Genomic DNA, 24,302 nt, shown 5'->3' on the forward strand with positions numbered 1-24,302 from the left:
CTGTTCCAGGCCTATATACGCCTTTTTGCGGCGCGCAGGCGCCACCGGACGCCTATAGTCGTGAGGGAGGGGGCTGAAGTCAATTACCCTGTTACCGCATTGTTACGAATGCGCTGTTACGGGCGTTACCGGATGGGGGAATGCCCGGTTACAGGCGTTCCAGACCGACGAACGGGCAATCTGCCAGTAACTCGGCGAGGCTGCGCTGGTCGGCCAGCTGGAAGCCGTCCGGGACCAGTTCGGCCAGGGGGTAAAGGACGAACGGTCGCTCTTGCATGTGGTAATGCGGGACTTTGAGGCGCGGGATGTCGATCAGTTGATCGCCATACAGCAGGATATCCAGGTCCAGGGTGCGCGGCCCCCAGCGCTCTTTGCGTTCGCGGCCTTGTGCGGCCTCGATGGCCTGCAGGCTGTCGAGCAGGTCCAGGGGCGCCAATGCGCTGTCCAGTGCGGCCACGGCATTGGTGTAGCGGGGCTGGCCGGGTGACAGCGATTCGCTGCTGTAGAACGCAGAAACCGCCGCTACGGTTGTGCCGGGCAATTCGCGCAGCGCGTTGATGGCGCTGCGCAGTTGCTCCTGCGGTTGGTCCAGGTTGCTACCCAGGCCGATGTACACGCGCTCCATGCTTATTCGCCCGCGCCGTCGTCGGCACGTTTGCGCTTGCTCGGGCTGCGCTTGCGTTTGCGCGGGCCGGCACCGGTGCCTTCATCGCGGCTGCCCAGGTCACGGATCATGTCGCGCCGCTCGCTGTCGTTGCAGTCCTGATAGTCGGTCCACCATTGGCCAAGGCCATCGGTTTCCTCGCCTGCGCTTTCACGCAGCAGCAGGAAGTCATAACCGGCACGGAAACGCGGGTTGTCGAGCAACAGGTCGGCACGCTTGCCGCTGCGGCGTGGCAGGCGCTCCTGCATGTCCCAGATCTCGCGGATCGGCAGGGTAAAGCGTTTGGGGATCGCGATGCGTTGGCACTGTTCGCTGATCAGCTCATGGGCGGCTTCATTCATCGCCGGAATCGGCGGCATGCCACGACTTTGCAGGCGCAGTGCGCGACCCGGCAAGGCTGGCCAGAGCAGGGCGGCAAACAGGAAGGCGGGGGTCACCGGCTTGCCCTGTTTGATGCGCAGGTCGGTGTTGATCAGTGCCTGGCTGATCAGGGTATGGGTGTAGGTCGGGTGCTCTTCCAGCGCTTCGGCACTGGCCGGGAACAGCGGATCGAACAGCTGCAGGTCGACCAGCATTTCGAAGGTGTCGGCGGCGTGTCCGGAAAGGAACAGCTTGAGCGTTTCTTCGAACAGGCGCGCGGCCGGGATTTCGCGCAGCATCGACGCCAACTGGCGGATCGGCTGTACGCTGTGCTTCTCGATGCCGAAGTTCAGTTTGGCGGCGAAACGCACGGCGCGCAGCATCCGTACCGGGTCCTCCTGATAACGCTGGGTCGGGTCACCGATCAGGCGGATCAGACGGTTGCGGATGTCGTGTACGCCATTGGCGTAGTCGAGGATGCGCTCGCTGACCGGATCGTAGTAAAGGGCGTTGATGGTGAAGTCGCGGCGTTGCGCGTCTTCTTCCAGGGTGCCGTAGACATTGTCACGCAGAATTCGCCCACTCTCGTTACGCGACGAGGTGTGGCTGTCTTCTGCTTCGCTTTCCGGGTGGTTGGCGCGGAAGGTCGCGACTTCGATGATTTCACGACCGAAATGGATGTGAACCAGCTTGAAACGGCGGCCGATGATGCGCGCATTGCGAAATTCGCCGCGAACTTGTTCAGGGGTGGCGCTGGTGGCGACGTCGAAGTCCTTGGGGGTGATGCCCAGGAGTTGGTCACGCACGCAGCCACCGACCAGGTAGGCCTGGTAGCCAGCATTTTGCAGGCGCTCAACGATGCTCACCGCATGACGACTGAACTGGCCACGTTGCAGCGAATGTTGACCGCTATTGATCACTTCAGGCGTGGTGCGCTTGTGGTGCGGGCCACGTACGGGAGGACGGAACGACTGGAACAGCTTCTTCAGCATGGGATGCACTGTTTGAAGGAATGTTCGGCCAAAAACGAAGAATGGCCGCATGATGGGCGGGGATTCTAGCATTTACTGGGGGGATGGTGTAGGCGCTAGCGAAGAGGGGTGATGCTGAGGGGGAGAAACTACAAGGGGAGCCGAAGCTCCCCAAGAAGTAGTTGCGTGCTCTTATTGTTTTTTTGCCGGGCTTCTTGTTTTTGTTGAGCGCCCTATCCACAAAACACAAAGTTTGTGGACGATCTCCCTAACCGGGATTCAAGAGCAAACGGATTGCTTTGGTCGCTGAGGTTGCAATGATCATGCGATCCAACCAGTTTAGGCCCTGCTTGAGTGCAGTTTTTATTGTTCTCTGCCTGGTTGTGGGGCAAGCCCCAAATACAACTCCTCTCCAAAAGAATCAGTTAGCTGCGCCTCCGCCGTCTTGTTCTTATTGTGCGTGAGCCGATTCGTCTTATTTTTATTGTCTTTTGCAGTGCTTGTTATTGTTCTTGTACCAAGCATATAGCAGGTGCCGTGCCAACTTTTGCAAGCCCCAGTAAAACAAGGGCTTGGAGCGATTTTGAGGCCTCGGCGGGGCGAAAAAAAACCGGGGCTTCGTTACCGTAAGCCCCGGTTATTGTTACGAGATTGTGGCGAGGTAACAGTTTTTTCACATTTCGCTGTGTTACCGCTTTGCGCCTCGGTGACAGCTGAAAGGGATCAGCTGTCGCTGGTGGCGCCGCTCTTGCGCCGCGGGATGCCCAGGCGCTGGCGACGTTCCCATAAGCATTTGCGGCTGACACCGAGTTTGCGTGCCAACTCGGTCTCGGTCATGTGGTCCTGGTGCTCAAGCACGAAGTGCTGGAAGTAGTCTTCCAGAGACAGGTCTTCGGTGGGCTCGTGGCTGGTGTTGTTGCCCGCGCTGCCATTACCGGACAGGCTGGCGAACGGCTCGTCGTCCAGGTCGCCCAGTTCGATATCGATGCCCAGCAGGTCAGCAGAAATTTCTGGGCTCTCGCAGAGAATCACCGCGCGTTCAACGGCGTTTTCCAGCTCCCGGACGTTGCCCGGCCAGGCGTAGTGACGGATGGCCTGCTCGGCATCGTGGGCGAAGCGCAAGTCGCTACGGCCGACGCGTGTACTTTGCCGGGCGAGGAAGGCGTTGGCGATCTCGTTGACATCGGCACCGCGCTCGCGCAGGGCCGGCAACTTGAGGGCGATAACGTGCAGGCGGTAATAAAGGTCTTCACGGAACTGGCCGATCTTGGCCAGGTTTTTCAGGTCGCGGTGGGTCGCGGCGATTAGGCGCACGTCGACCTTTTGCGACTGCACCGAGCCGACCCGACGGATCTCGCCTTCCTGGAGAACCCGCAACAGGCGAGCTTGTGCTTCCAGCGGCAGCTCACCGATTTCGTCGAGGAACAGGGTGCCGCCGTCAGCTGCTTCGACCAGGCCGGCGCGACCGGCGCTGGCACCGGTGAAGGCGCCTTTTTCGTGGCCGAACAGTTCCGATTCGATCAGGGTTTCCGGAATGGCCGCGCAGTTCACCGAGATCATCGGTGCCTTGGCGCGGCGCGAGAGGTTGTGCAAGGCGCGGGCAACCAGCTCCTTGCCGGTGCCCGATTCGCCCTGGATCAGCACATTCGAATCCGTCGGCGCGACCTTGCGGATCTTGCCGTAAAGGTCTTGCATCGGTGGGCAGGAACCGATGATGCCGATCTCGCCGTTGGCAGCGTTGCTGCTGCCTTTGTCTGCCGTGCCGGTCTTGCCATTACCGCGTGCTTCGGCGGGCGCCGTCGGCGCGTTCTGGCGGTCACGCAGGATGCGCGCCACGGCCTGGAGCATTTCGTCATGATCGAAAGGCTTGGCGATGTAGTCGACCGCGCCCATCTTCATCGAATCGACCGCGGAGCGCAGGCTTGCGTAGCTGGTCATGATCAGCACTGGCGTGCCCTGGCCGAGCTTGATCAGTTCGGTACCCGGGGCGCCGGGCAGGCGCAGGTCACTGACAATCAGGTCGAAGGTGGCAATGCTGAAGCGTTCCTGGGCTTCCTGCACCGAGCCGGCTTCGCTGACCTGGTACTGGTTCCGCTCCAGCAGTCGACGCAGCGCCGAGCGGATGATGATTTCGTCTTCGACGATCAGAATATGCGGCATTGATTCAATTCTCTCGACGGTCTCAGTTCACAGCGGACGTCGCTACGACATGACGCGGCAGGGTGACTCGAATCCGAGTGCCGCGCTGGCTCTGGGTATCGGCCGGGCTGTCGATGGTGATTTGTCCATAATGCTCTTCCACGATGGAATAGACCAGAGCAAGCCCCAGTCCGGTACCTTCGCCCGGGTCCTTGGTAGTGAAGAAGGGTTCGAACAGACGATCCATGATGTTTTTCGGAATACCGCTGCCTTCGTCCTCGACGATCAGGTCAACGGTATGCTCGCTGGCTTCGCTCTTGACCCGCACGGCACTGCCGGGCGGTGAGGCGTCGCGGGCGTTGGACAGCAAGTTGATCAAGACCTGGGCCAAGCGTTGCGGGTCGCCATCGACCCAGTGCTCGGGGTCGCACAGGTTGAAGAACTGTACTTCGAAATTGCGCCGGTTCAAGGCCAGCAGACCGATGGCGTCCTGCGCCACTTCGGCCAGGCACACCGGCTCGTCGCTGTGCTGATGGCTGCCTGCATGGGCAAAGCTCATCAGTGACTGGACGATGCGGGAAATGCGCTTGGTCTGCTCGAGGATCTGGCTGCTTAACTCGGTGATTTCGCCATCATCCTCGCGCTCTTCGCGCAGGTTCTGTGCCAGGCAGGCGATGCCGGTGACCGGGTTGCCGATCTCGTGGGCCACCCCGGCAGCCAGGCGGCCGATACTGGCCAGGCGTTCGGAGTGCACCAGCTTGTCTTCCAGTGCCTGGGTCTCGGTGAGGTCTTCGACCAGTACCACCAGGCCGCTGTTACCCGGCGCCAGGGGCTCGTCGATAGCGGCCTTGTGCAGGTTCAACCAACGGGTCTGGCCGTCCAGGCCCAGGCGCTGCTTGTGCAGGTGTTCATCGGGGATGTTGGTGAAGCCCAGCAGCAGGCCACGCCAAGGCTCGCCAATGGTGGTCAGGCGTGAGCCGACCACGCGCTTGGCGGCAATACCGGTGAGCTCTTCCATGGCCTTGTTCCACATCAGGATCTCCTGGTCCTTGGCCAGCGAGCAGACACCCATGGGCAGCTCCTGCAAGGTCTGGCGGTGGTAGCGGCGCAGGGCGTCGAGCTCGGCGGCAAGACCGGTGAGGCGCGAGTGGTAGTCTTCCAGGCGGCTTTCGATGAAGTGGATGTCTTCGGTGACGTAATTTTCGTTACCGGACTTGTAGGGGAGGAAGGTTTCGACCATGTCCTGGGCCACGCTCGGCCCCATCAACCCCGACAGGTTGGCTTCGATACGATCGCGCAGGCGGCGCAAGGCGTAGGGACGGCGTTCATCAAAGGGCAGGTAGAGGTCCCGCAGGGCCTGTTCCACTTCCTTCTGCGCGGCTTTTGCACCGAGGGGTTTGGCCAGTTGCGTGGCAAACTCTTGTGGTGAGGCGGCATGCAGTTCGCGCCGTTGTGGGCGGCGCACGTTATCCACCGCGCAGGCTTCGGCGGCACTGACTTCTTCACTGCTGGCGTTGGTGAACAGCGAAATCAGGGTAAACAGCAACACGTTCGCGGCCAGCGAGGCGATGGCCGCCATGTGCCAACTGGTGTCGTCGAGCACGTAGATCATGTTCAGTAACGGGATGTAGAAGCCCTGCAGGTTGCCTACCAGTGGCAGCAGCATGGTCACCATCCACACCAGGATCCCGGCCAGCAAGCCGGCAATGAAGCCACGACGGTTGGCGGTCGGCCAGTACAGTACCGAGAGTACGCCCGGCAGGAATTGCAGGGTGGCGACGAAGGCGACGATACCGAGGTTGGCCAGGTCCTGCTGGCTGCCAAGGGTCAGGTAGAAACCGAAGCCGGCGGCGATGATGGCGACAATCAGCGCACGGCGGGTCCATTTCAGCCAGCGATAGATGTTGCCCTCGGCCGGTGGTTGGTACAGCGGCAGAACCAGGTGGTTCAGGGCCATGCCCGAGAGGGCCAGGGTGGTGACGATGATCAGGCCACTGGAGGCTGATAGCCCGCCAATATAGGCAAGGAGCGCCAGCGCTTGGTTGTTGGCAGCGATCCCCAGGCCCAGGGTGAAGTATTCAGGACTGGTGCTGGCGCCCATCTTCAGGCCGGCCCAGAGGATCAGCGGCACGGCCAGGCTCATCAGCAGCAGGAACAACGGCAGGCCCCAGCTGGCGCTGACCAGCGAGCGCGGGTTGAGGTTCTCGGTAAAGGCCATGTGGTACATGTGCGGCATGACGATGGCCGAGGCGAAGAACACTAGCAGCAGGGTCCGCCATGGGCCTTCCTGCAAGGGCGTGTGCAGGGCGGCCAGGGCCGTCTGGTTCTGCAGCAGCCAGACTTCCAACTGATGCGGACCGCCGAACACCCCGTACAGGGCGTACAGGCCAATGCCACCCAGGGCCAGCAACTTGATCACCGACTCGAAGGCGATGGCGAACACCAGGCCCTCGTGTTTTTCCCGGGTAGCGATATGCCGGGAGCCAAAAAAGATGGTGAACAGGGTAATCAAGGCACAGAAGGCCATGGCCACCCGAGCCTTGACCGGCTCGCCGGTGAGGATGCTGATGGAGTCAGCCACCGCCTGGATCTGCAGGGCCAGCAACGGCAGCACACCGATCAGCATGAACACCGTGGTCAGGGCCCCGGCCCAGGTGCTGCGAAAGCGGAAGGCGATCAGGTCGGCCAGCGACGACAGTTGATAGGTGCGGGTGATCTTGAGGATGGGGTAAAGCAGCACCGGCGCCAGCAGGAAGGCGCCGGAAACACCCAGGTAACAGGCAAGAAAACCGTAACCATACTGGTAGGCCAGGCCGACTGAGCCATAGAAGGCCCAGGCACTGGCGTAGACCCCCAGCGACAGGGTGTAGGTCAAGGGGTGGCGAATGATCGAGCGCGGGACCATGCCGCGTTCGCTGACCCAGGCCACGCCGAACAGCACCAGCAGGTAGGCGGCACTGATCAGGATCATCTGGGTCAGGCTAAAGCTCATCGGCATCACGTTGGCTCTGCAGGATAAAGGTCACGACGATCAGGATCAGCCAGAGCAGGTAAGGGCGATACCAGGCACCGGTTGGCTCGATCCACCAGTCCATGATGGCCGGGGAGAACAGATAGATCCCCACGACCAGAAGCAGGACCAAACGATAGATATACATGCTGGCCTCAAAGGTTAGGGCGCTGCGGCTTGGACTTATTATTGGCGCAAATGGCTGCGGCGATGGTAACGGATGGGCTGACGGCTGCAAACGACCTTGCGCGTTTTAGCCAAAGATTTGAATTTATTGGGCTTTCCGCTTGCGGGCAAGGGTCAGTGCAGCTGTGCTTCGGCCAGGGTCCGACTGTGCGGGATCGCGCTGCTTGCCCAGTGCCGAGCGGCATGGGCCAGTACTTCGGCAGGCCGGGCCTGCTCCATGGCCGCGTCGGTGGCTTGGCCCAAGGCGCGCAGGGCACGCAGGATCAGCGGCGTGGCTTGTTCGGCGGGCAGGGGGGCGGAGCGGTAGCTCTTGCCCAGCTTATGGCCGTCGGGCTGGGTAATCAGCGGCACATGCAGGTAGCGCGGTTGCGACAGGCCCAGCAGTTCCTGCAGGTAAAGCTGGCGTGGCGTGTTATCCAGCAGGTCGGCGCCGCGGACAATATCGGTCACCCCTTGCCAGGCGTCATCCAGTACCACGGCCAGTTGATAGGCATAGAGCCCGTCGCGACGGCGTATGACAAAATCACCGACCTCACGCCCCAGATGCTGCTCGAAAGCCCCCTGGACCCGGTCCTCGAAACGGTAGCTCAGTTCCGGGACACGCAGGCGAATGGCGGCATCCTGCTGGGCATGGCCGGCATTGCGGCACAGGCCGGGATAAATGCCGTTGTAACCTTCCAGTTGCTTGCGCGAACAGGTGCAGGCGTAAGCCAGGCCCTGGCGGAACAAACGCTCGACCACCTCGGCGTAGGTATCGTGGCGTTGGCTCTGGTAGACCACCTCACCATCCCACTCCAGGCCATAGCTTTCCAGGGTGTGCAGGATCGCTGCCTGGGCCCCGGGGGCTTCGCGGGGAGGGTCGATATCTTCCATGCGCAGCAGCCAGGTGCCGCCGGCTGCGCGGGCATCGAGCCAAGAGGCGAGGGCGGCGACCAGTGAGCCAAAGTGCAGGAAGCCACTGGGAGTAGGGGCGAACCGCCCGACGTAGTTAGCTTTGTTCAAGGGCATGGGCGCGGGTGGGGTTGGTTGAAAGGCAAAAACAAAACGGGGCGCTTCAAGCGCCCCGTACAGGTTGGCTCCGTATTACTTACCGACCTGCTTTTCCTTGATTTCGGCCAAGGTCTTGCAGTCAAAGCACTGGTCGGCCGTCGGGCGAGCTTCCAGGCGGCGTATACCGATTTCCACGCCGCAGTCTTTGCACCAGCCGTAGTCTTCGTCTTCGATCAGTTGCAAGGTCTTGTCGATTTTCTTGATCAGCTTGCGTTCGCGATCGCGGTTACGCAACTCAAGGGCGAACTCTTCTTCCTGGCTGGCGCGATCGGCCGGGTCAGGGAAGTTGGCCGCCTCGTCTTTCATGTGGTCCACAGTCTGGTCCACACCCTGCATCAGCTCCAGCTTCCACTTCTGCAGGAGCTTGGAGAAGTGCGCACGCATGGGGGCGCCCATGTACTCCTCACCCTTGGCTTCTTTGTAGGGTTCGAAGCCGCGAACAAGTTGACTGCTTTGTTGCTTTTCTTGGGTGGACATGAATAGACCGCCTCTCACTCTTCTAATCCATTGCGCAGGCTGCTCCATCTCCGGCGCCCGCCGGCCCTGCGACTGCGAGCCGCCGAACTTACCAGATCGAATCGGGGCGCGCTACTCCCGGGTGCCTTCGTGGTTGACAGCAGGTTTAGTCACACGTTCGCATCAGCACACGGGTAGAATCACTATTCTAGACCTATTTGAGAGAAGGTTGATGGCCCAGTCCTACAGTGCGCGCAGCCGCGCCATAGAGCCCTTCCACGTCATGGCCCTGCTGGCCCGCGCCAATGAGCTGCAGGCCAGCGGCCATGATGTGATTCACCTGGAAATCGGCGAGCCGGACTTTACTACCGCCGCACCGATCGTCGAGGCGGGTCAGGCTGCACTGGCCGCCGGGCATACCCGCTACACCGCGGCGCGTGGCTTGCCAGCGCTGCGTGAGGCGATTGCCGGCTTTTATCAGCAGCGCTATGGCCTGAGCATCGACCCCGAGCGGATCCTCATCACCCCGGGCGGTTCTGGCGCCTTGCTGCTGGCCAGCAGCCTGCTGGTGGACCCGGGCAAGCACTGGTTGCTGGCAGACCCGGGCTATCCATGCAACCGGCACTTCCTGCGATTGGTCGAAGGCGGGGCGCAACTGGTGCCGGTGGGCCCCGACGTCAACTACCAGCTGACCGCCGACCTGGTCGAGCGCTACTGGGATCAGGACAGCGTCGGCGCACTGGTGGCGTCCCCGGCCAATCCGACTGGCACCGTGCTCGATCGTACCGAGTTGGCCAGTCTGTCTGCGGCGACCCGTGCGCACAATGGTCACCTGGTGGTCGATGAGATCTACCACGGGCTTACCTACGGTATGGACGCTACTAGCGTTCTGGAGGTCGATGACCAGGCTTTCGTTCTGAATAGTTTTTCCAAGTATTTCGGGATGACCGGTTGGCGCCTCGGCTGGCTGGTGGCTCCACCGGCAGCGGTAAGTGACTTGGAAAAATTGGCACAGAACCTCTACATCAGTGCCCCAAGCATGGCTCAACACGCCGCACTGGCCTGCTTCCAGCCGCAGACGCTGGCGATCCTGGAAGAGCGCCGTGGCGAATTCGCCCGTCGCCGCGACTTCCTGTTGCCAGCGCTGCGCGAACTGGGCTTCAAGATTGCCGTGGAGCCGCAGGGTGCCTTCTACCTGTATGCCGATATCAGCGCTTTTGGTGGGGATGCCTTCGCGTTCTGTCAGCATTTCCTCGAAACCGAACATGTTGCCTTCACGCCGGGCTTGGATTTCGGCCGCTATCAGGCCGGACAGCATGTACGCTTTGCTTACACCCAGAGCCTGCCACGCCTGCAGCAAGCGGTGGAGCGGATTGCCCGTGGTCTGCGGAGCTGGCAAGGCTGATGCGCTTTTCTCCACCCCTTGAAACCGCGCGACTGTTGCGCCGCTACAAACGCTTCCTGGCTGATATCGAACTGGCCAGTGGCGAGCAGCTCACCATCCATTGCCCCAATACCGGCTCAATGTTCAATTGCATGGTCGAAGGCGGGCAGGTCTGGTTTAGCCGCTCCAACGATCCCAAGCGCAAGTTGCCGGGGACCTGGGAAATCAGTGAGACGCCGCAAGGACGCCTGGCCTGTGTGAATACCGGACGGGCCAACGCACTGGTCGAGGAAGCTCTGCGGACCGGCGTAATCCGCGAACTGGCCGGCTTTACCGGATTGAAGCGTGAGGTAGCTTACGGCGAGGAGCGCAGCCGGGTGGACTTTCGTCTGGAGTTTGCCGATGGGCCCGCCTATGTCGAGGTCAAGAGCGTGACCCTGGGCTTTGAGGGTTCGGCAGTTGCTGCCTTTCCCGATGCGGTCACCCAGCGTGGCGCCAAGCATCTGCGCGAACTGGCGGCGCTGGCCCGGCAAGGCGTTCGGGCGGTGCAGCTGTACTGTGTAAACCTCAGCGCTATCGAGGCCGTGCGGCCTGCCGATGAAATCGACGCTGCTTATGCACAAGCGTTGCGCGCCGCAGTGGCTGATGGCGTTGAGGTTCTGGCCTACGGCACACGGATCGATGGCGAGCAGATCTACATCGATCGGGCGTTGCCGGTAGTGCTCACGTCATGAGCCAGATGCCCTGGCTGTCTTCAAGGCAGTCCAGGGCACCCAGATGCTCCCCGGCGCAGGGACCGGCCACACATTCACCGGACTCGATCAGGAACAGTGCGCCATGTCGGCCACAGGCGATCAGGCTGGCGCTGCTGTCGAGAAACTGATCGGGCTCCCAGTTCAAGGGAATGCCACGGTGCGGGCAGCGATTGCGGTACAGGTAGACCCGGCCCGCACGGCGCACGGCAAACACCGCAGAGTCGTCGACGCTGAAGCCACGACTGCGACCTTCGCCTAATTGGTCGGATAAGCAGAGAAAATGCATAGTGGAGATTACCTGGAGTCACTGTTGGTTTGACGCTATCAAACGATACCAACTCCAGGCAAAAAAAGACCCGGCAAAGAGCCGGGTCAATAACCGTGATTAGCCTGATGAGGAGATAATCTGAGAGTCCGAACCAGGGGCTTTCAGGTTACCCAACCAGTCTCGCGACCAGTTGTGATAATCATAACTATTCTCATTGCGACGTCAACCACCGTTACTCAATATTCTCAATTATTTTTCTGAGCGGGTTTGCCATCGAGTTGCTGGTTCAAGGCTTCCTTGCGGTCTGCCGGAATGTCATTCCAGTGCACGTCGAGCAAGGCGCCTTCAATCGCATAGAGCAGCACCTTCGACGCCCGGAAACCACGCGTGCGCACCGCCTTGTAGGCATTTACCGCACCCAGCCGGCGTAAATCCGAAGCACTGTGGATGCCGACCGCATGCAGCCACTGCGCAGAAGTCTTGCCAAGGTTTTTCAGATGCTGGAGTTCATCGTTCATCAAGCCTCCTTGCGACGGCTGAACGGGTCTTGAGAAGGAATCGCTGGCAGGTCAATGAGCAGTGTAGCGGCACTTGGAAAATACGCGGCGTTTTGCCATCGGGCTGCCGGCAGGTCGCCGAAAGGCTCCCGTCAGGTCACGGCTGGCGGGGACTTCACCAGAAGGATCAGCGGGTGCGATAGCGCAGTCGGGTGCCAAAATTGACCGACATGAGTATTTCGTCGGCGCTCAGTTCGCTGGGGAAGTAGGTGCCGGAGATCTGCGCATGGGCCAGGCTCGCACCTTCGAGCCCGTTGTGACGCAGGTCCAGGCCGCGCAGGTCGGCGGCGCGGAAGTAGGCATCGGTGAAATCGATACCGGCGGTGTCCAGTTCACGCAGGTCGAGGCCGCGGAAATCGCCAGCGCGAAAATCGATGCTGGCGTCCTTGGGCTTTTCGCGGTTGAAGCTGGCGATCTGTTCGTCATGCACCAGCGCATACAGTGCGCTGTCCAGTTGCCGTGGCTGACTCATGAAGGCGCCTCCTTGTTTGCGCTTATGGTGACACTATAGTGCCATCATCGTGGAGGCGCCGGAAATCAGGCGTGAAGTGTCGACTGCTTCACGTCCTGAGGTATATCAGAGCCCTGGCAGGCGCTGACGGATCTGCTTGACCAGCAGGTCGAGGCTACCGCTTTCGTTGGTTTCGACGCGTTTGCTTTGCAGCAATTCTTCGGCGGTCAGTGGCTCGCGGCTGGCCTGCTGGGCTTCGACTACTTCCAGCGTTGCGTCGGAAGGATCGTTTTTGTCAGCCTGACGTTGTGCCAACCAGCTGGCGATAACGGCTTGCGGTGCGTTGCAGTCGAGGATCAGGAAGGGTACCCCGGTCTCGCTGGCAACGCCGGCTGCCGCCTGGCGCTGGGCCTGCTTGAGGTAGGTGGCGTCAATGACCACCGGGAAACCGGCGCGCAGGATGGTTTCGGCCAGATCGTGCAGGCGGGCATAGGTGGTCTGGCTGGCGTCATTGTTATAGATGCCTTGCTCCAGTTGGCCGGCATCGACTGCCTGCTGCTCACCGAACATGCGCTTGCGCTCCACGTCCGAACGCAGGCGGATCGCGCCCAGGGCGTCGACCAGACGCATGGCCACATGGCTCTTGCCAACTGCGGAGAGGCCATGGGTGATAGCCAGGAAGCGCGACGGAATGGCGCTGTAGCTTTCCGCCAGGTTGGCGTAGTTGCGGTAAGTGCGCAGGGTGGTGGCACGCTGCACAGCGTCGGCATTGGCCGGCATGCTGAACAAGGCGACCTTGGCCCGTACCAGAGCGCGGTAGGCCTTGTAGAAGTTCAGCAGTTCCAGGCCCGCATAGTCGCCGGTCAGTTCCAGGTACTGGCTGATGAAGCGCCGCGACAGCGATTTCAGACCACGGTCTTCCAGGTCCATGGCCAGGAACGCGGCGTCGGCATAGACGTCGGTCAGGCGGAAAGGCTCGTTGAACTCGATGCAGTCGAAGATCACCACTTTGCCGTCGATCAGGGTGGCGTTGCCCAGGTGGATGTCACCGTGGCACTCACGAATGAAACCTTCAGCCTTGCGCGCTTCGAACAGGCCGTGAAGGCGCTTGAAGCTGTCCTGGGCCCAGGCCTGCAGGGCGTCGAGTTGCTGCTGGTCGGTCTTGTCGGTGAGGAACGGGCGAATCTGCTCGAAGTTCTGCTCCACCGGCGCCATGACGCTGTCCGGGGTGCCCAGCGGGTGCTCCAGCGACACCTTGGGCGCTTGCAGGTGAAACGCGGCAATCTGCCGGGCCATCTGGTCAATGTGCCCGGCGGTCAGCTCGCCATTGGCTTGCAGGATGCTGAGCATCTGGTTCTGGGGGAACTGACGCATCTTCAGGGCATACTCGATCGGTTCGCCTTCGCCGCCCAGTTGTGGCGCTTCGGCGCTACCGCTGATCGGCAATACTTCCAGGTACAGGCCTTCGGTCAGGCGCTGGTTAAGGCGCAGTTCCTCGGCACAGAAGTGCGCGCGCTGGGATAGTTCGGTGAAATCGAGGAAGCCGAAATTCATCGGCTTCTTGATCTTGTAGGCATAGTCGCCGGTCAACAGCACCCAGGAGATATGCGTCTCGATGAGCTGAAACTCCTTCACCGGGTGAGGGAACAGGGCGGGGTTCTGCAGCGCGGTGATCAAGGCTTGGCTCACAGGCGATCCTTCTGGGTCTTGGTGATTTCGAGTGGGCCATTATGGCGGCAAGCGAGGCTGGTGCAAACCGCCGGAGGGCGCCTGTTGATGATTGATAAAGTGCGTATAATCCGCCGCCATGACTCGTATCCGATCCCCCCGTACCCCGAAAAAACGCCCGTCTGGCCGCTCGCGCGCCTGGCTGGGCTGGGCCATCAAGCTCAGCCTGGTTGGTCTTGTGGTGCTGGCCGGCTTTGCGATCTACCTCGATGCTGTGGTCCAGGAGAAGTTCTCCGGCAAGCGCTGGACCATCCCGGCCAAGGTGTATGCCCGGCCGCTGGAGCTGTTCGTCGGGCAGAAGCTGAGCAAAAGCGATTTTCTCATCGAGCTCGATGCCCTGGGCTATCGCCGTGAAAGCGTTGCCAACGGCCCGGGTGCCGCTGCCGTCAGTGGCAATACCGTCGACCTCAATACCCGTGGCTTCCAGTTCTATGAGGGCCTGGAGCAGGCGCAAGCGGTGCGTGTGCGTTTCTCCGGGGACTATGTGGCAGGCCTGAGCGGCATCAATGGCACCAAGCTCGATGTGGTTCGCCTGGAGCCGCTGATGATCGGCGGCCTGTACCCGAAGAACCTGGAAGACCGCATCCTGATCAAGCTCGATCAGGTGCCGCCGTACCTGCTGGAAACCCTGGTGGCCGTGGAAGACCGCGACTTCTATAGCCACTTTGGCGTATCGCCAAAGTCGATCGCCCGTGCCGTCTGGGTCAACACTTCGTCGGGGGCAATGCGCCAAGGCGGCAGTACCCTGACCCAGCAGTTGGTCAAGAACTTCTACCTGACCAGCGAACGCAGCCTGAGTCGTAAGCTTACCGAGGCCATGATGGCCCTGCTGCTGGAGCTGCATTACGACAAACGCGAGATCCTCGAGGCCTACCTCAACGAAGTGTTCGTCGGCCAGGATGGTCAGCGTGCAGTGCACGGTTTTGGCCTGGCCAGTCAGTTCTTCTTCAGCCAGCCGCTGTCCGAGTTGAAACTGCATCAGGTGGCGTTGCTGGTGGGGATGGTCAAGGGGCCTTCCTACTACAACCCGCGCCGTTATCCGGAACGCGCCACCGTGCGACGCAACCTGGTGCTTGACCTGTTGGCCGAGCAGGGCGTGGCTACGCCAGAAGCCGTTGCCGCAGCGAAAAATATGCCACTGGGTGTGACCAAGCGCGGCAGCCTGGCCGACAGCTCGTTCCCCGGCTTTCTTGATCTGGTCAAACGTCAATTACGCCAGGACTACCGCGATGAAGACTTGACCGAAGAAGGCCTGCGCATCTTCACCAGCTTCGACCCGATCCTGCAGATGAAATCCGAATCCGCCATGGCCGAGACCTTCAAGCGTCTGGCCGGTCGCAAAGGCGCCGATGAGGTCGAGGCGGCGATGGTGGTGACCAACCCTGAAACCGGTGAGGTGCAGGCGTTGATCGGCAGCCGTCAGGCTGGCTTTGCCGGCTTCAACCGGGCCATTGACGCTGTGCGGCCGATCGGCTCGCTGGTCAAGCCGGCGATCTACCTGACCGCCCTGGAAAAACCGAGCAAGTACACCCTGACCAGTTGGGTGCAGGATGAACCGTTCTCGATCAAGGGGGGCGATGGCCAGGTATGGCGGCCACAGAACTACGATCGCCGTTCCCATGGCACTGTCTATCTGTACCAGGGGCTGGCCAACTCCTACAACCTGTCGACGGCCAAGCTCGGCCTGGAACTGGGCGTGCCCAATGTACTCAAAACTATTGGACGCCTGGGGGTGAATGTCGATTGGCCGGCATTCCCGTCGATGCTGCTGGGCGCGGGTGGCATGTCGCCTATGCAGGTCGCGACCATGTACCAGACGCTGGCCAACGGTGGTTTCAACACGCCGATGCGCGGCATTCGCAGCGTACTGACCGCCGAGGGCGAACCGCTCAAGCGTTATCCGTTCCAGATCCAGCAGAGCTTCGATCCGGGGGCCATCTATCTGGTACAGAACGCCATGCAGCGGGTGATGCGCGAAGGTACCGGGCGCTCGGTCTACAGTGTGTTGCCAAACTCGTTGAATCTAGCTGGCAAGACCGGCACCAGTAACGATTCGCGTGACAGCTGGTTCGCAGGTTTCAGTCAGGATCTGTTGACGGTGGTCTGGCTGGGTCGGGACGACAATGGCAAGACGCCGTTCACCGGCGCCACCGGCGCCCTGCAGGTCTGGACCAGTTTCATGCGCAAGGCCGACCCGTTGCCGCTGGACATGCCGTTGCCCGACAACGTGGTCCAGGCCTGGATTGACCCACACACCGGGCAAGGCTCTGACGGCAGTTGCCCGGGCGCGGTACAGATGCCGTATATTCGCGGCAGTGAGCCACCTGCCGGCGCCGCCTGTGGTGGCACGCAGGATCCCGCCGAGTCCGTCATGGATTGGGTCAAGGGCTGGATGAATTAAGCATTAGGCAAAGAGGGTGTGAAGTGAACAAGTGGTGGTTTCCTGCCTTGACGGCACTGGCTTTGCTCAACGGTTGCGCCAACGTTCAGCGCGGCTCAATTCCCGTGGTCGACTCAAGCACGCGCGTGTCCAACAGCGAACGGGTCACCGCCAGCCGTGGCGCGCAAGTCAATGCTGGCACCCGCCAGGCCCAGGCCGTGCCGCAGGACTCCGGTGTCACCGTCATGGTCCCGCAAGGCGCCGGCGCGGCACCGATCCAGACGTTCCCGGCGTCGACCGGCGCTGCGCCGATCAGTACCGGCCCGATCACGCCGGGGCCAAGCAGTTCGGCACCGTTCGACAGCAGTTCGACCAATGCCGGCAGCTACACCATGCCGAGCACTACTGCCCCCAGCGCGCCCAGCGGCATCCCCCGCAGCGCAGCCGTCAGTGGTGGCCTGTCGGCCGACGAGCAGCTCGACGGCCCGGTGCTGGCGCTGCTGACCACTGCCCAGCAACAGCAGGGCAGCGGTGATTACAACGGCGCGTCGTCGAGCCTGGAGCGTGCCCAGCGCATCGCCCCGCGTGAGCCTCAGGTGCTCTACCGTCTGGCCCAGGTGCGCCTGGCTCAGGGTGATGCGGCGCAATCCGAACAGCTGGCCCGTCGCGCCCTGACCTACGCCAATGGCCGTCCGGACCTGCAAGCAGGCCTGTGGGGCATCATCGCCCAGGCCCGTGAGAAGCAGGGTGACTCGGCGGGTGCGGCACTGGCGCGGCAGAAAGCTCAGGTCAACCTGTAATGGATCAGCGCATCCTGGATATCGCCGATCATCTACTGCTGATCGAGCACGAACTGCGCGTCCAGGGTTGGTGGAGCGATACGCCGCCCACGGCCCAGGCGCTGGCCAGCAGCGTGCCTTTTGCGGTCGACAGCATGAGCTTCGATCAGTGGCTGCAGTGGATTTTCCTGCCGAAGATGAAAGAGATTCTCGAGAAGGGGCTGCCGCTGCCAAACGCTTCCGGCATCCTAGTGATGGCTGAAACGGTATACGTTGATCGCCCGGACGAAAGCCGCGAGCTACGCAGGCTGCTAGCAGAGTTTGACCAATTGATCAGTCCTTCTGCCTGAATTTCCCTCTTTTCACCCTTGGGGCCACAGATTGTGGCTCTTTTTGTTTGTATTCTTTATTTTTCTGCTGCTGTCGTTGGTATTAGTGGTGACTGTGCTTCGTCCTTGCGCGAAATTGGCAATAATTTTTCTTGACTTGCGCGCGCCGAAAAAGAAGAATCCAGATTCCGCTGTAGAGGGACTGCCAGAAGCAGACCCGCTAAGCAGATCATGAGGCGCACACCCGCGCCGACCTGTTACACCCCGCAACGCGTTACCTCGCGCTGGGTGGGAAACCCCCGCAACACTCTGGGGCGCTCCCAATACTTGCTCAGTCAGTGCTGACGTAGTCGGCGATTCCGTCGCTCATGCTCTGCTTGGCAGTAAACCTATTAAGACCCGTCCACCGTGGACGGTATTCTGGCGTTTTAGAGGTGAACAACGTGGAGCTTTTATCTGGCGCTGAGATGGTCGTCCGCTTTTTGCGTGACGAAGGCGTTAAGCACATCTACGGGTACCCTGGTGGTGCTCTCCTTCATGTTTACGATGCCCTGTTCAAAGAACCGGAAGTGAGTCACATCCTGGTTCGTCACGAGCAGGCTGCTACCCATATGGCGGACGGTTACGCCCGTGCCACCGGCAAGGCCGGCGTGGTACTGGTGACCTCCGGTCCAGGCGCAACCAATGCCATTACCGGTATTGCCACTGCGTACATGGACTCCATCCCGATGGTTATTCTTTCCGGTCAGGTGCCTAGCACCATGGTCGGTACCGATGCCTTCCAGGAAACCGACATGATCGGTATTTCCCGGCCGATCGTGAAACACAGCTTCATGATCAAACATGCTTCGGAAATCCCGGAAGTCATGAAAAAGGCGTTCTATCTGGCGCAGTCGGGTCGTCCAGGCCCGGTTGTGGTCGATATCCCGAAAGACATGACCAACCCGGCGGAAAAGTTCGAATACGTTTACCCGAAAAAGGTCAAGCTGCGTTCATACAGCCCGGCCGTCCGTGGTCACTCGGGGCAGATCCGCAAGGCTGCTGAAATGCTCTTGGCCGCCAAGCGTCCAGTTGTCTACGCCGGTGGTGGCGTGATCCTCGGTGGTGGCTCTGCTGCCCTGACCGAGATCGCCCAGATGCTCAACCTGCCGGTCACCAACACCCTGATGGGCTTGGGTGGCTATCCGGGTACCGATCGCCAGTTCCTCGGCATGCTCGGTATGCATGGCAGCTACACCGCCAACCTGGCCATGCACCACGCCGACGTGATTTTCGCTGTCGGTGCGCGCTTTGACGACCGGGTGGTCAACGGTCCGAGCAAGTTCTGCCCGAACGCCAAGGTTATCCACATCGATATCGACCCGGCGTCGATCTCCAAGACCATCAAGGCCGACGTGCCGATTGTTGGTCCGGTCGAAAGCGTGCTGACCGAAATGGTTGCGACCCTGCGCGAAATCGGCGAACAGCCGGATAAAGCAGCGATGGACGCCTGGTGGAAGCAGATCGAAGAGTGGCGCGGCGATCGCGAAATGTTCCCTTATGACAAGGGCGACGGTAGCGTCATCAAGCCACAGACCGTGATCGAGACCCTCTGCGAAGTGACCAAGGGCGATGCCTTCATCACCTCCGATGTTGGTCAGCACCAGATGTTCGCGGCGCAGTACTACCGCTTCAACAAACCCAATCGCTGGATCAACTCCGGTGGCCTGGGCACCATGGGCTTTGGTTTCCCGGCGGCCATGGGCGTCAAACTGAACTTCCCGGACCAGGACGTTGCCTGCGTGACCGGTGAGGGCAGCATCCAGATGAACATTCAGGAGCTGTCGACCTGCCTGCAGTACGACCTGCCGGTAAAGATCGTCAACCTGAACAACGGTGTATTGGGTATGGTCCGCCAGTGGCAGGACATGGCCTACAACAGCCGTCACTCGCACTCCTATATGGAATCGCTGCCTGACTTCGTCAAGCTGGCTGAAGCCTATGGTCACGTGGGCATCCGCATCACCAACCTGAAGGACCTCAAGCCCAAGCTGGAAGAAGCGTTCGCCATGAAAGACCGCCTGGTGTTCATCGACATCCAGGTCGACAACAGCGAGCACGTCTACCCGATGCAGATCAAAGACGGCTCTATGCGCGACATGTGGCTGAGCAAGACGGAGCGTACCTAATCATGCGGCACATTATTTCCCTGCTGTTGGAAAACGAACCCGGTGCCTTGTCTCGCGTGGTGGGTCTGTTCTCGCAGCGTAACTACAACATCGAAAGCCTGACCGTAGCGCCTACCGAAGACCCGACCCTGTCGCGTCTGACGTTGACCACGGTCGGTCATGATGAGGTGATCGAACAGATCACCAAAAACCTGAACAAGCTGGTTGAAGTCGTCAAGCTGGTCGACCTCTCGGAAAGCGCGCACATCGAACGTGAGCTGATGCTGGTCAAGATCAAGGCCACGGGCGCGCAGCGTGCCGAGATCAAGCGCACCACCGATATCTACCGTGGGCAGATCGTCGATGTCAGCAGCAGTGTCTACACCGTTCAACTGACTGGCGCCAGCGACAAGCTTGACAGCTTCATTCAGGCCATCGGTACCGCGTCCATTCTCGAAACAGTGCGCAGTGGCGTCACCGGCATTGCCCGTGGCGACAAAGTGCTCAGCATCTAACTCAAAAAATTAGCGATGGCCCTATCGGGCCGAGATAACAGGGGTATTTTCATGAAAGTTTATTACGAAAAAGACTGCGACCTTTCGATCATCCAGGGCAAGAAAGTTGCCATCATCGGTTACGGCTCCCAAGGCCACGCTCAAGCGTGCAACCTGAAAGACTCCGGTGTGGATGTCACTGTCGGTCTGCGTAAAGGCTCAGCTACCGTTGCCAAGGCCGAAGCCCACGGCCTGAAAGTTGCCGATGTGGCGACTGCTGTTGCCGGTGCCGACCTGGTCATGATCCTGACCCCGGACGAGTTCCAGTCCCAGCTGTACAAGAACGAAGTCGAGCCGAACATCAAGAAGGGCGCCACCCTGGCCTTCTCCCACGGTTTTGCCATCCACTACAACCAGGTTGTGCCACGCGCTGACCTGGACGTGATCATGATCGCGCCAAAAGCGCCAGGTCACACCGTACGTTCCGAGTTCGTCAAAGGCGGCGGTATTCCTGACCTGATCGCTGTTTACCAGGACGCCTCGGGCAACGCCAAGAACGTCGCCCTGTCCTACGCCGCTGGCGTCGGTGGCGGCCGTACCGGCATCATCGAAACCACCTTCAAGGACGAGACCGAAACCGACCTGTTCGGCGAACAAGCCGTTCTGTGTGGTGGTACCGTCGAGCTGGTCAAAGCTGGCTTCGAGACCCTGGTTGAAGCGGGCTACGCCCCAGAAATGGCCTACTTCGAGTGCCTGCACGAACTGAAGCTGATCGTTGACCTCATGTACGAAGGCGGTATCGCCAACATGAACTACTCGATCTCCAACAACGCCGAATACGGCGAGTACGTGACCGGCCCGGAAGTCATCAACGCCGAATCCCGTCAGGCCATGCGTAACGCGCTCAAGCGCATCCAGGACGGCGAGTACGCCAAGATGTTCATCAGTGAAGGTGCTACCGGCTACCCATCGATGACCGCCAAGCGTCGCAACAACGCCGCTCACGGCATCGAAGTCATCGGCGAGCAACTGCGCTCGATGATGCCTTGGATCGCAGCCAACAAGATCGTCGACAAGGCCAAGAACTGAGTCTGTCTCGATGCGATGAAAACGCGGCTTCGGCCGCGTTTTTTCGTTTAGGCGGTCAGCTTCTGGTATAAAGCTTCATCGTCTGTCGGCGAACCCTCGCCGCAGACCTCTATCGAAACTTTCCACACCGTTGCAAGGTAATGTCCATGAGCGAACGTCCCGAAGAGCCGAACAAGGCCTCTGACGCCGAAAGCCTGCTACCGATCGATGAGCATGTTGAAGAAGGGCATGACGCCGAAGGACGCAAGGTTCGGCATCGCGGCATCTATCTGCTGCCCAACCTGTTCACCACCGCGAACCTGTTCGCCGGTTTCTATTCCATCATCAACTCCATGAGTGCCCAGGCTGCCCTGAGCGCTGGCGATCCGCGCGAAGCGAGCAAGTATTTCGCGTTTGCCGCCATTGCCATTTTTGTCGCGATGGTCCTCGACGGCCTCGATGGCCGTGTTGCCCGTATGACCAACACCCAGAGCGCCTTCGGCGCCGAGTACGACTCGCTGTCGGACATGGTCGCCTTTGGTGTAGCCCCTGCGTTGCTGGCGTTCGGCTGGGCCCTGGGTGACATGGGCAAGGTCGGCTGGATGGTTGCGTTTATCTATGTCGCTGGCGCTGCACTGCGCCTGGCTCGCTTCAACACCCAGGTCGGCAAGGCCGACAAACGCTACTTCATCGGCCTGGCCAGTCCGGCGGCGGCGGGCGTGGTGGCCGGTACCGTCTGGGCGTTCAGTGACTACGGTATCCAGGGCTCGAAGCTTTCGTTCCTGGTGGCGTTGCTGGTAGCGGCAGCAGGCATGCTGATGGTCAGCAACATCAAGTACAACAGCTTCAAGGAGCTGGATCTCAAAGGGCGCGTGCCGTTCGTAGCGATCCTCGCCGTGGTGCTGGTGTTCGCGGTAGTCTTCAGTGATCCACCGCGCATCCTGCTGCTGGTGTTCCTTGGCTATGCGGCCTCCGGTCCTGTGCAATACCTGTTGCGCATGCGCCGGCGTAAAAACGTCGAGTGATGTAATTTCGCTCGGGCTCCGTAGTCTACTGGTGCATCAGTCCTCCAGTTCTACGGAGCCATCATGCTCATCAAGCTGTCCAAAGCCTCCGATTGCAAAGAATCGGATATCACTCCCGAATCCCTTTATGTCTCGCGCCGTGCCATCCTGGGTGGGGCGCTGGCTGCCCTGGCGGCTACTGCACTGCCACGCTGGGCCGGTGCTGCCGAGGTGTCGCGCTATGTCGATGTCGAGGCGGGCAGGGCGCCTGGCTGGTTCAATGAAAAGCTCGGCGCGACCCAATGGCAGGCAATCACTGCGCCGGGGGAGGCGATTACCCCGTTCAAGGATGCGACTCACTACAACAACTTCTACGAGTTCGGTACTGACAAGGGGGATCCGGCAGCCAATGCCGGTAGCCTGAAAACCGAGCCGTGGACGGTTGTGGTCGATGGTGAAGTGGGCAAGCCAGGGCGTTATGCCCTGAAGGACTTCATGAAGCCTTACCAGCTCGAGGAGAGAATCTACCGTCTGCGCTGCGTTGAGGCCTGGTCGATGGTCATTCCCTGGCTGGGCTTTCCGCTTTCAGCTTTGCTCAAGCAGGTGGAGCCGACCTCCAAGGCGCGCTTCATTCGCTTCGAGACGCTGCAAGACCCAAAAAGCATGCCGGGGCAACGCTCCAAATTCGCGCTGATTGACTGGCCTTATGTAGAAGGCTTGCGCCTGGATGAGGCGATGAATCCGTTGGCGATCCTGGCTGTTGGCATGTATGGACGAGAGCTGCCTAATCAGAATGGTGCGCCGTTGCGCTTGGTGGTGCCTTGGAAGTATGGCTTCAAGAGCATCAAGTCGATTGTGCGGATCAGTCTGGTCGAGGCGCAGCCACGAACAACTTGGCAGGCTATTGCACCGGAAGAGTACGGTTTCTATGCCAACGTCAACCCTGAAGTAGATCACCCGCGCTGGACCCAGGCCCGGGAGCGACGCCTGCCCAGCGGGTTGTTCAGTCCCAATGTGCGTCCTACCCAGATGTTCAACGGTTATGCCGAGGAAGTGGCAGGGTTGTACAGCGGGCTCGATCTGCGGAAGAACTACTGATGCGCTATCCACTGTTTCGTCTTGGCATCTTTGTCCTGGCTTGTATCTGGCCCCTGTGGTGGCTGTACGAGGCGGCCATGAATGCGCTGGGTCCGGATCCTGGCAAGATCCTGGTCGACCGGCTAGGGTTGGGCGCGCTGATCTTCCTGCTGATCACCCTGAGTATGACGCCGCTGCAGCGTTTGACCGGTTGGGCGGGGTGGATCGTCTCGCGCCGACAACTGGGGTTGTGGTGCTTTGCTTATATAGTGCTGCACATGACGTCCTACATGGTCTTCGTCCTCGGATTGGATTGGGGGCAGTTGGGGGTGGAACTGAGCAAGCGGCCCTACATCATTGTTGGCGCATTGGGCTTTGTTGGTTTGCTGGCCTTGGCCGTGACCTCCAATCGCTACAGTCAGCGACGCCTGGGTGCGCGCTGGAAGAAGTTGCACAAGCTGGTCTACGTGATTCTTGCTTTGGGTTTGCTGCACTTTCTCTGGGTTGTGCGAGCGGACCTCAAAGAGTGGGCGGTCTATGCGGGCATTGGGGTGTTTCTGCTGGCGCTGCGTATCCCGCTGCTTGCCCGGCGCATTCCGCGGTTGGCGGGTCGAAAAACAACTTCTGCAACAAAAGCCTGAATAAGTCCTTGACGCCCCTGTAGATCTCTCTATAATTCGCCCCACTTCCGGCGTAGTCGGAACGGAAAACTCCTTGAGATTCAACGAGTTAGATGTTCCAGGTGGTGTCGGAGGGGCTTCGATCGAAAGATCGGCAGCGGTGAAAAAGGTGGTTGACAGCGGATTGAAACGCTGTAGAATTCGCCTCCCGCTGACGAGAGATCGTAGCGAGTCAAGCAGTTGAATTTGAGCGAAAAACTTCAAAATAAACGCTTGACAGGCACTGAGGAAAGCGTAAAATGCGCGCCTCGGTTGAAGCGAAAGACTTCAGCCACCGCTCTTTAACAATCGAATCAAGCAATTCGTGTGGGTGCTTGTGGCTCAGACTGATAGTCAGAAAGATTATCAGCATCACAAGTGACTGC

22 protein-coding genes and 1 pseudogene are annotated in these 24,302 nt (G+C 60.4%); 11 read left to right on the top strand and 12 right to left on the bottom strand.

Going from position 1 to position 24,302, the window contains the following annotated elements; translation table 11 throughout:
- Positions 1 to 148: 148 nt before the first annotated feature.
- The 7 genes from folK to dksA all read right to left on the bottom strand — a co-directional run bounded on the left by folK (position 149) and on the right by dksA (position 8,857).
- On the bottom strand, positions 149 to 625 hold the full coding sequence (folK, locus tag ACRESH_RS20720) for a 2-amino-4-hydroxy-6-hydroxymethyldihydropteridine diphosphokinase (RefSeq protein WP_431743725.1): 477 nt from the start codon (positions 623 to 625) through the stop codon (positions 149 to 151).
- Positions 626 to 627: 2 nt separating this feature from the next.
- A complete protein-coding gene (locus ACRESH_RS20725) occupies positions 628 to 2,016 on the bottom strand; it encodes a polynucleotide adenylyltransferase PcnB (RefSeq protein ID WP_431743726.1) in 1,389 nt (462 codons plus the stop codon).
- Between the two features lie 702 nt (positions 2,017 to 2,718).
- The gene (locus ACRESH_RS20730) at positions 2,719 to 4,155 is read right to left on the bottom strand and encodes a sigma-54-dependent transcriptional regulator (protein ID WP_431743727.1); all 1,437 of its coding nucleotides are present in this window, start codon (positions 4,153 to 4,155) and stop codon (positions 2,719 to 2,721) included.
- 22 nt (positions 4,156 to 4,177) lie between these two features.
- Positions 4,178 to 7,132, bottom strand: a complete 2,955-nt coding sequence (locus tag ACRESH_RS20735) for a sensor histidine kinase (RefSeq protein WP_431743728.1) — start codon at positions 7,130 to 7,132, stop codon at positions 4,178 to 4,180.
- A complete protein-coding gene (locus ACRESH_RS20740; RefSeq protein ID WP_003250005.1) occupies positions 7,116 to 7,292 on the bottom strand; it encodes a hypothetical protein in 177 nt (58 codons plus the stop codon). Before ACRESH_RS20740 ends, ACRESH_RS20735 begins: the two co-directional genes overlap by 17 nt.
- Before the next feature lie 152 nt (positions 7,293 to 7,444).
- Entirely contained in the window at positions 7,445 to 8,332 is an 888-nt protein-coding gene (gene gluQRS, locus ACRESH_RS20745) for a tRNA glutamyl-Q(34) synthetase GluQRS (protein ID WP_431743729.1), read from the bottom strand.
- Positions 8,333 to 8,413: 81 nt separating this feature from the next.
- Positions 8,414 to 8,857, bottom strand: a complete 444-nt coding sequence (gene dksA / locus ACRESH_RS20750; RefSeq protein WP_431743730.1) for an RNA polymerase-binding protein DksA — start codon at positions 8,855 to 8,857, stop codon at positions 8,414 to 8,416.
- A 211-nt stretch (positions 8,858 to 9,068) separates the two neighbouring features.
- Here dksA and ACRESH_RS20755 point away from each other — a divergent pair, with 211 nt between their 5' ends.
- A complete protein-coding gene (locus tag ACRESH_RS20755) occupies positions 9,069 to 10,241 on the top strand; it encodes a pyridoxal phosphate-dependent aminotransferase (RefSeq protein ID WP_431743731.1) in 1,173 nt (390 codons plus the stop codon).
- On the top strand, positions 10,241 to 10,954 hold the full coding sequence (gene sfsA, locus ACRESH_RS20760; protein WP_431743732.1) for a DNA/RNA nuclease SfsA: 714 nt from the start codon (positions 10,241 to 10,243) through the stop codon (positions 10,952 to 10,954). Before ACRESH_RS20755 ends, sfsA begins: the two co-directional genes overlap by 1 nt.
- Here sfsA and ACRESH_RS20765 read toward each other — a convergent pair.
- The 4 genes from ACRESH_RS20765 to ACRESH_RS20780 form a co-directional block, all read right to left on the bottom strand.
- The gene (locus ACRESH_RS20765) at positions 10,944 to 11,261 is read right to left on the bottom strand and encodes a Rieske (2Fe-2S) protein (protein WP_431743733.1); all 318 of its coding nucleotides are present in this window, start codon (positions 11,259 to 11,261) and stop codon (positions 10,944 to 10,946) included. The genes sfsA and ACRESH_RS20765 overlap by 11 nt on opposite strands.
- A gap of 227 nt (positions 11,262 to 11,488) precedes the next feature.
- A complete protein-coding gene (locus tag ACRESH_RS20770; protein WP_431743734.1) occupies positions 11,489 to 11,761 on the bottom strand; it encodes a TfoX/Sxy family protein in 273 nt (90 codons plus the stop codon).
- Positions 11,762 to 11,927: 166 nt separating this feature from the next.
- Positions 11,928 to 12,272 (bottom strand): pentapeptide repeat-containing protein, encoded by a 345-nt coding sequence (locus ACRESH_RS20775; RefSeq protein ID WP_431743735.1) that lies wholly within the window; start codon positions 12,270 to 12,272, stop codon positions 11,928 to 11,930.
- Between the two features lie 105 nt (positions 12,273 to 12,377).
- Complete coding sequence (locus ACRESH_RS20780; protein ID WP_431743736.1) at positions 12,378 to 13,940, bottom strand: AAA family ATPase; 1,563 nt, start codon at positions 13,938 to 13,940, stop codon at positions 12,378 to 12,380.
- 118 nt (positions 13,941 to 14,058) lie between these two features.
- On the opposite strand from ACRESH_RS20780, the gene mrcB reads away from it, so the two are divergent.
- The 9 genes from mrcB (at position 14,059) to msrQ (ending at position 23,898) form a co-directional block, all read left to right on the top strand.
- Positions 14,059 to 16,380, top strand: a complete 2,322-nt coding sequence (mrcB, locus tag ACRESH_RS20785) for a penicillin-binding protein 1B (RefSeq protein ID WP_431743737.1) — start codon at positions 14,059 to 14,061, stop codon at positions 16,378 to 16,380.
- Positions 16,381 to 16,403: 23 nt separating this feature from the next.
- A complete protein-coding gene (locus tag ACRESH_RS20790) occupies positions 16,404 to 17,159 on the top strand; it encodes a tetratricopeptide repeat protein (protein ID WP_431743738.1) in 756 nt (251 codons plus the stop codon).
- Positions 17,159 to 17,488 carry a YqcC family protein gene (locus ACRESH_RS20795; protein WP_431743739.1) on the top strand — a complete coding sequence of 110 codons (330 nt, stop codon included), beginning with the start codon at positions 17,159 to 17,161 and terminating at the stop codon, positions 17,486 to 17,488. The genes ACRESH_RS20790 and ACRESH_RS20795 overlap by 1 nt, the downstream gene beginning before the upstream one ends.
- A gap of 422 nt (positions 17,489 to 17,910) precedes the next feature.
- Complete coding sequence (locus ACRESH_RS20800) at positions 17,911 to 19,635, top strand: acetolactate synthase 3 large subunit (RefSeq protein WP_431743740.1); 1,725 nt, start codon at positions 17,911 to 17,913, stop codon at positions 19,633 to 19,635.
- Positions 19,636 to 19,637: 2 nt separating this feature from the next.
- Complete coding sequence (ilvN, locus tag ACRESH_RS20805; RefSeq protein ID WP_010223016.1) at positions 19,638 to 20,129, top strand: acetolactate synthase small subunit; 492 nt, start codon at positions 19,638 to 19,640, stop codon at positions 20,127 to 20,129.
- A gap of 51 nt (positions 20,130 to 20,180) precedes the next feature.
- Positions 20,181 to 21,197: a ketol-acid reductoisomerase gene (gene ilvC, locus ACRESH_RS20810; RefSeq protein WP_431743741.1), complete on the top strand. Its 1,017-nt coding sequence runs from the start codon at positions 20,181 to 20,183 to the stop codon at positions 21,195 to 21,197.
- Between the two features lie 146 nt (positions 21,198 to 21,343).
- Positions 21,344 to 22,201, top strand: coding sequence for a CDP-diacylglycerol--serine O-phosphatidyltransferase (pssA, locus tag ACRESH_RS20815; RefSeq protein ID WP_431743742.1), 858 nt, complete (start codon positions 21,344 to 21,346; stop codon positions 22,199 to 22,201).
- Positions 22,202 to 22,264: 63 nt separating this feature from the next.
- Entirely contained in the window at positions 22,265 to 23,278 is a 1,014-nt protein-coding gene (gene msrP, locus ACRESH_RS20820) for a protein-methionine-sulfoxide reductase catalytic subunit MsrP (protein WP_431743743.1), read from the top strand.
- Positions 23,278 to 23,898, top strand: a complete 621-nt coding sequence (gene msrQ / locus ACRESH_RS20825; protein WP_431743744.1) for a protein-methionine-sulfoxide reductase heme-binding subunit MsrQ — start codon at positions 23,278 to 23,280, stop codon at positions 23,896 to 23,898. The genes msrP and msrQ overlap by 1 nt, the downstream gene beginning before the upstream one ends.
- A 211-nt stretch (positions 23,899 to 24,109) precedes the next feature.
- On the opposite strand, the pseudogene ACRESH_RS20830 reads toward msrQ, so the two are convergent.
- A pseudogene (locus tag ACRESH_RS20830) lies at positions 24,110 to 24,302 on the bottom strand (hypothetical protein); the annotation flags it as partial.

The sequence above is a fragment of the Pseudomonas sp. genome, from assembly GCF_050739775.1.
GTDB lineage: Bacteria > Pseudomonadota > Gammaproteobacteria > Pseudomonadales > Pseudomonadaceae > Aquipseudomonas.

What these genes read in the sequence shown, in the direction of transcription:
- folK (WP_431743725.1), bottom strand. Translation starts at nt 625, where the DNA reads ATGGAGCGCGTGTACATCGGCCTGGGTAGCAACCTGGACCAACCGCAG.
- ACRESH_RS20725 (WP_431743726.1), bottom strand. Translation starts at nt 2,016, where the DNA reads ATGCTGAAGAAGCTGTTCCAGTCGTTCCGTCCTCCCGTACGTGGCCCG.
- ACRESH_RS20730 (WP_431743727.1), bottom strand. Translation starts at nt 4,155, where the DNA reads ATGCCGCATATTCTGATCGTCGAAGACGAAATCATCATCCGCTCGGCG.
- ACRESH_RS20735 (WP_431743728.1), bottom strand. Translation starts at nt 7,132, where the DNA reads ATGCCGATGAGCTTTAGCCTGACCCAGATGATCCTGATCAGTGCCGCC.
- ACRESH_RS20740 (WP_003250005.1), bottom strand. Translation starts at nt 7,292, where the DNA reads ATGTATATCTATCGTTTGGTCCTGCTTCTGGTCGTGGGGATCTATCTG.
- dksA (WP_431743730.1), bottom strand. Translation starts at nt 8,857, where the DNA reads ATGTCCACCCAAGAAAAGCAACAAAGCAGTCAACTTGTTCGCGGCTTC.
- ACRESH_RS20755 (WP_431743731.1), top strand. Translation starts at nt 9,069, where the DNA reads ATGGCCCAGTCCTACAGTGCGCGCAGCCGCGCCATAGAGCCCTTCCAC.
- sfsA (WP_431743732.1), top strand. Translation starts at nt 10,241, where the DNA reads ATGCGCTTTTCTCCACCCCTTGAAACCGCGCGACTGTTGCGCCGCTAC.
- ACRESH_RS20765 (WP_431743733.1), bottom strand. Translation starts at nt 11,261, where the DNA reads ATGCATTTTCTCTGCTTATCCGACCAATTAGGCGAAGGTCGCAGTCGT.
- ACRESH_RS20770 (WP_431743734.1), bottom strand. Translation starts at nt 11,761, where the DNA reads ATGAACGATGAACTCCAGCATCTGAAAAACCTTGGCAAGACTTCTGCG.
- ACRESH_RS20775 (WP_431743735.1), bottom strand. Translation starts at nt 12,272, where the DNA reads ATGAGTCAGCCACGGCAACTGGACAGCGCACTGTATGCGCTGGTGCAT.
- mrcB (WP_431743737.1), top strand. Translation starts at nt 14,059, where the DNA reads ATGACTCGTATCCGATCCCCCCGTACCCCGAAAAAACGCCCGTCTGGC.
- ACRESH_RS20795 (WP_431743739.1), top strand. Translation starts at nt 17,159, where the DNA reads ATGGATCAGCGCATCCTGGATATCGCCGATCATCTACTGCTGATCGAG.
- ilvN (WP_010223016.1), top strand. Translation starts at nt 19,638, where the DNA reads ATGCGGCACATTATTTCCCTGCTGTTGGAAAACGAACCCGGTGCCTTG.
- ilvC (WP_431743741.1), top strand. Translation starts at nt 20,181, where the DNA reads ATGAAAGTTTATTACGAAAAAGACTGCGACCTTTCGATCATCCAGGGC.
- pssA (WP_431743742.1), top strand. Translation starts at nt 21,344, where the DNA reads ATGAGCGAACGTCCCGAAGAGCCGAACAAGGCCTCTGACGCCGAAAGC.
- msrP (WP_431743743.1), top strand. Translation starts at nt 22,265, where the DNA reads ATGCTCATCAAGCTGTCCAAAGCCTCCGATTGCAAAGAATCGGATATC.
- msrQ (WP_431743744.1), top strand. Translation starts at nt 23,278, where the DNA reads ATGCGCTATCCACTGTTTCGTCTTGGCATCTTTGTCCTGGCTTGTATC.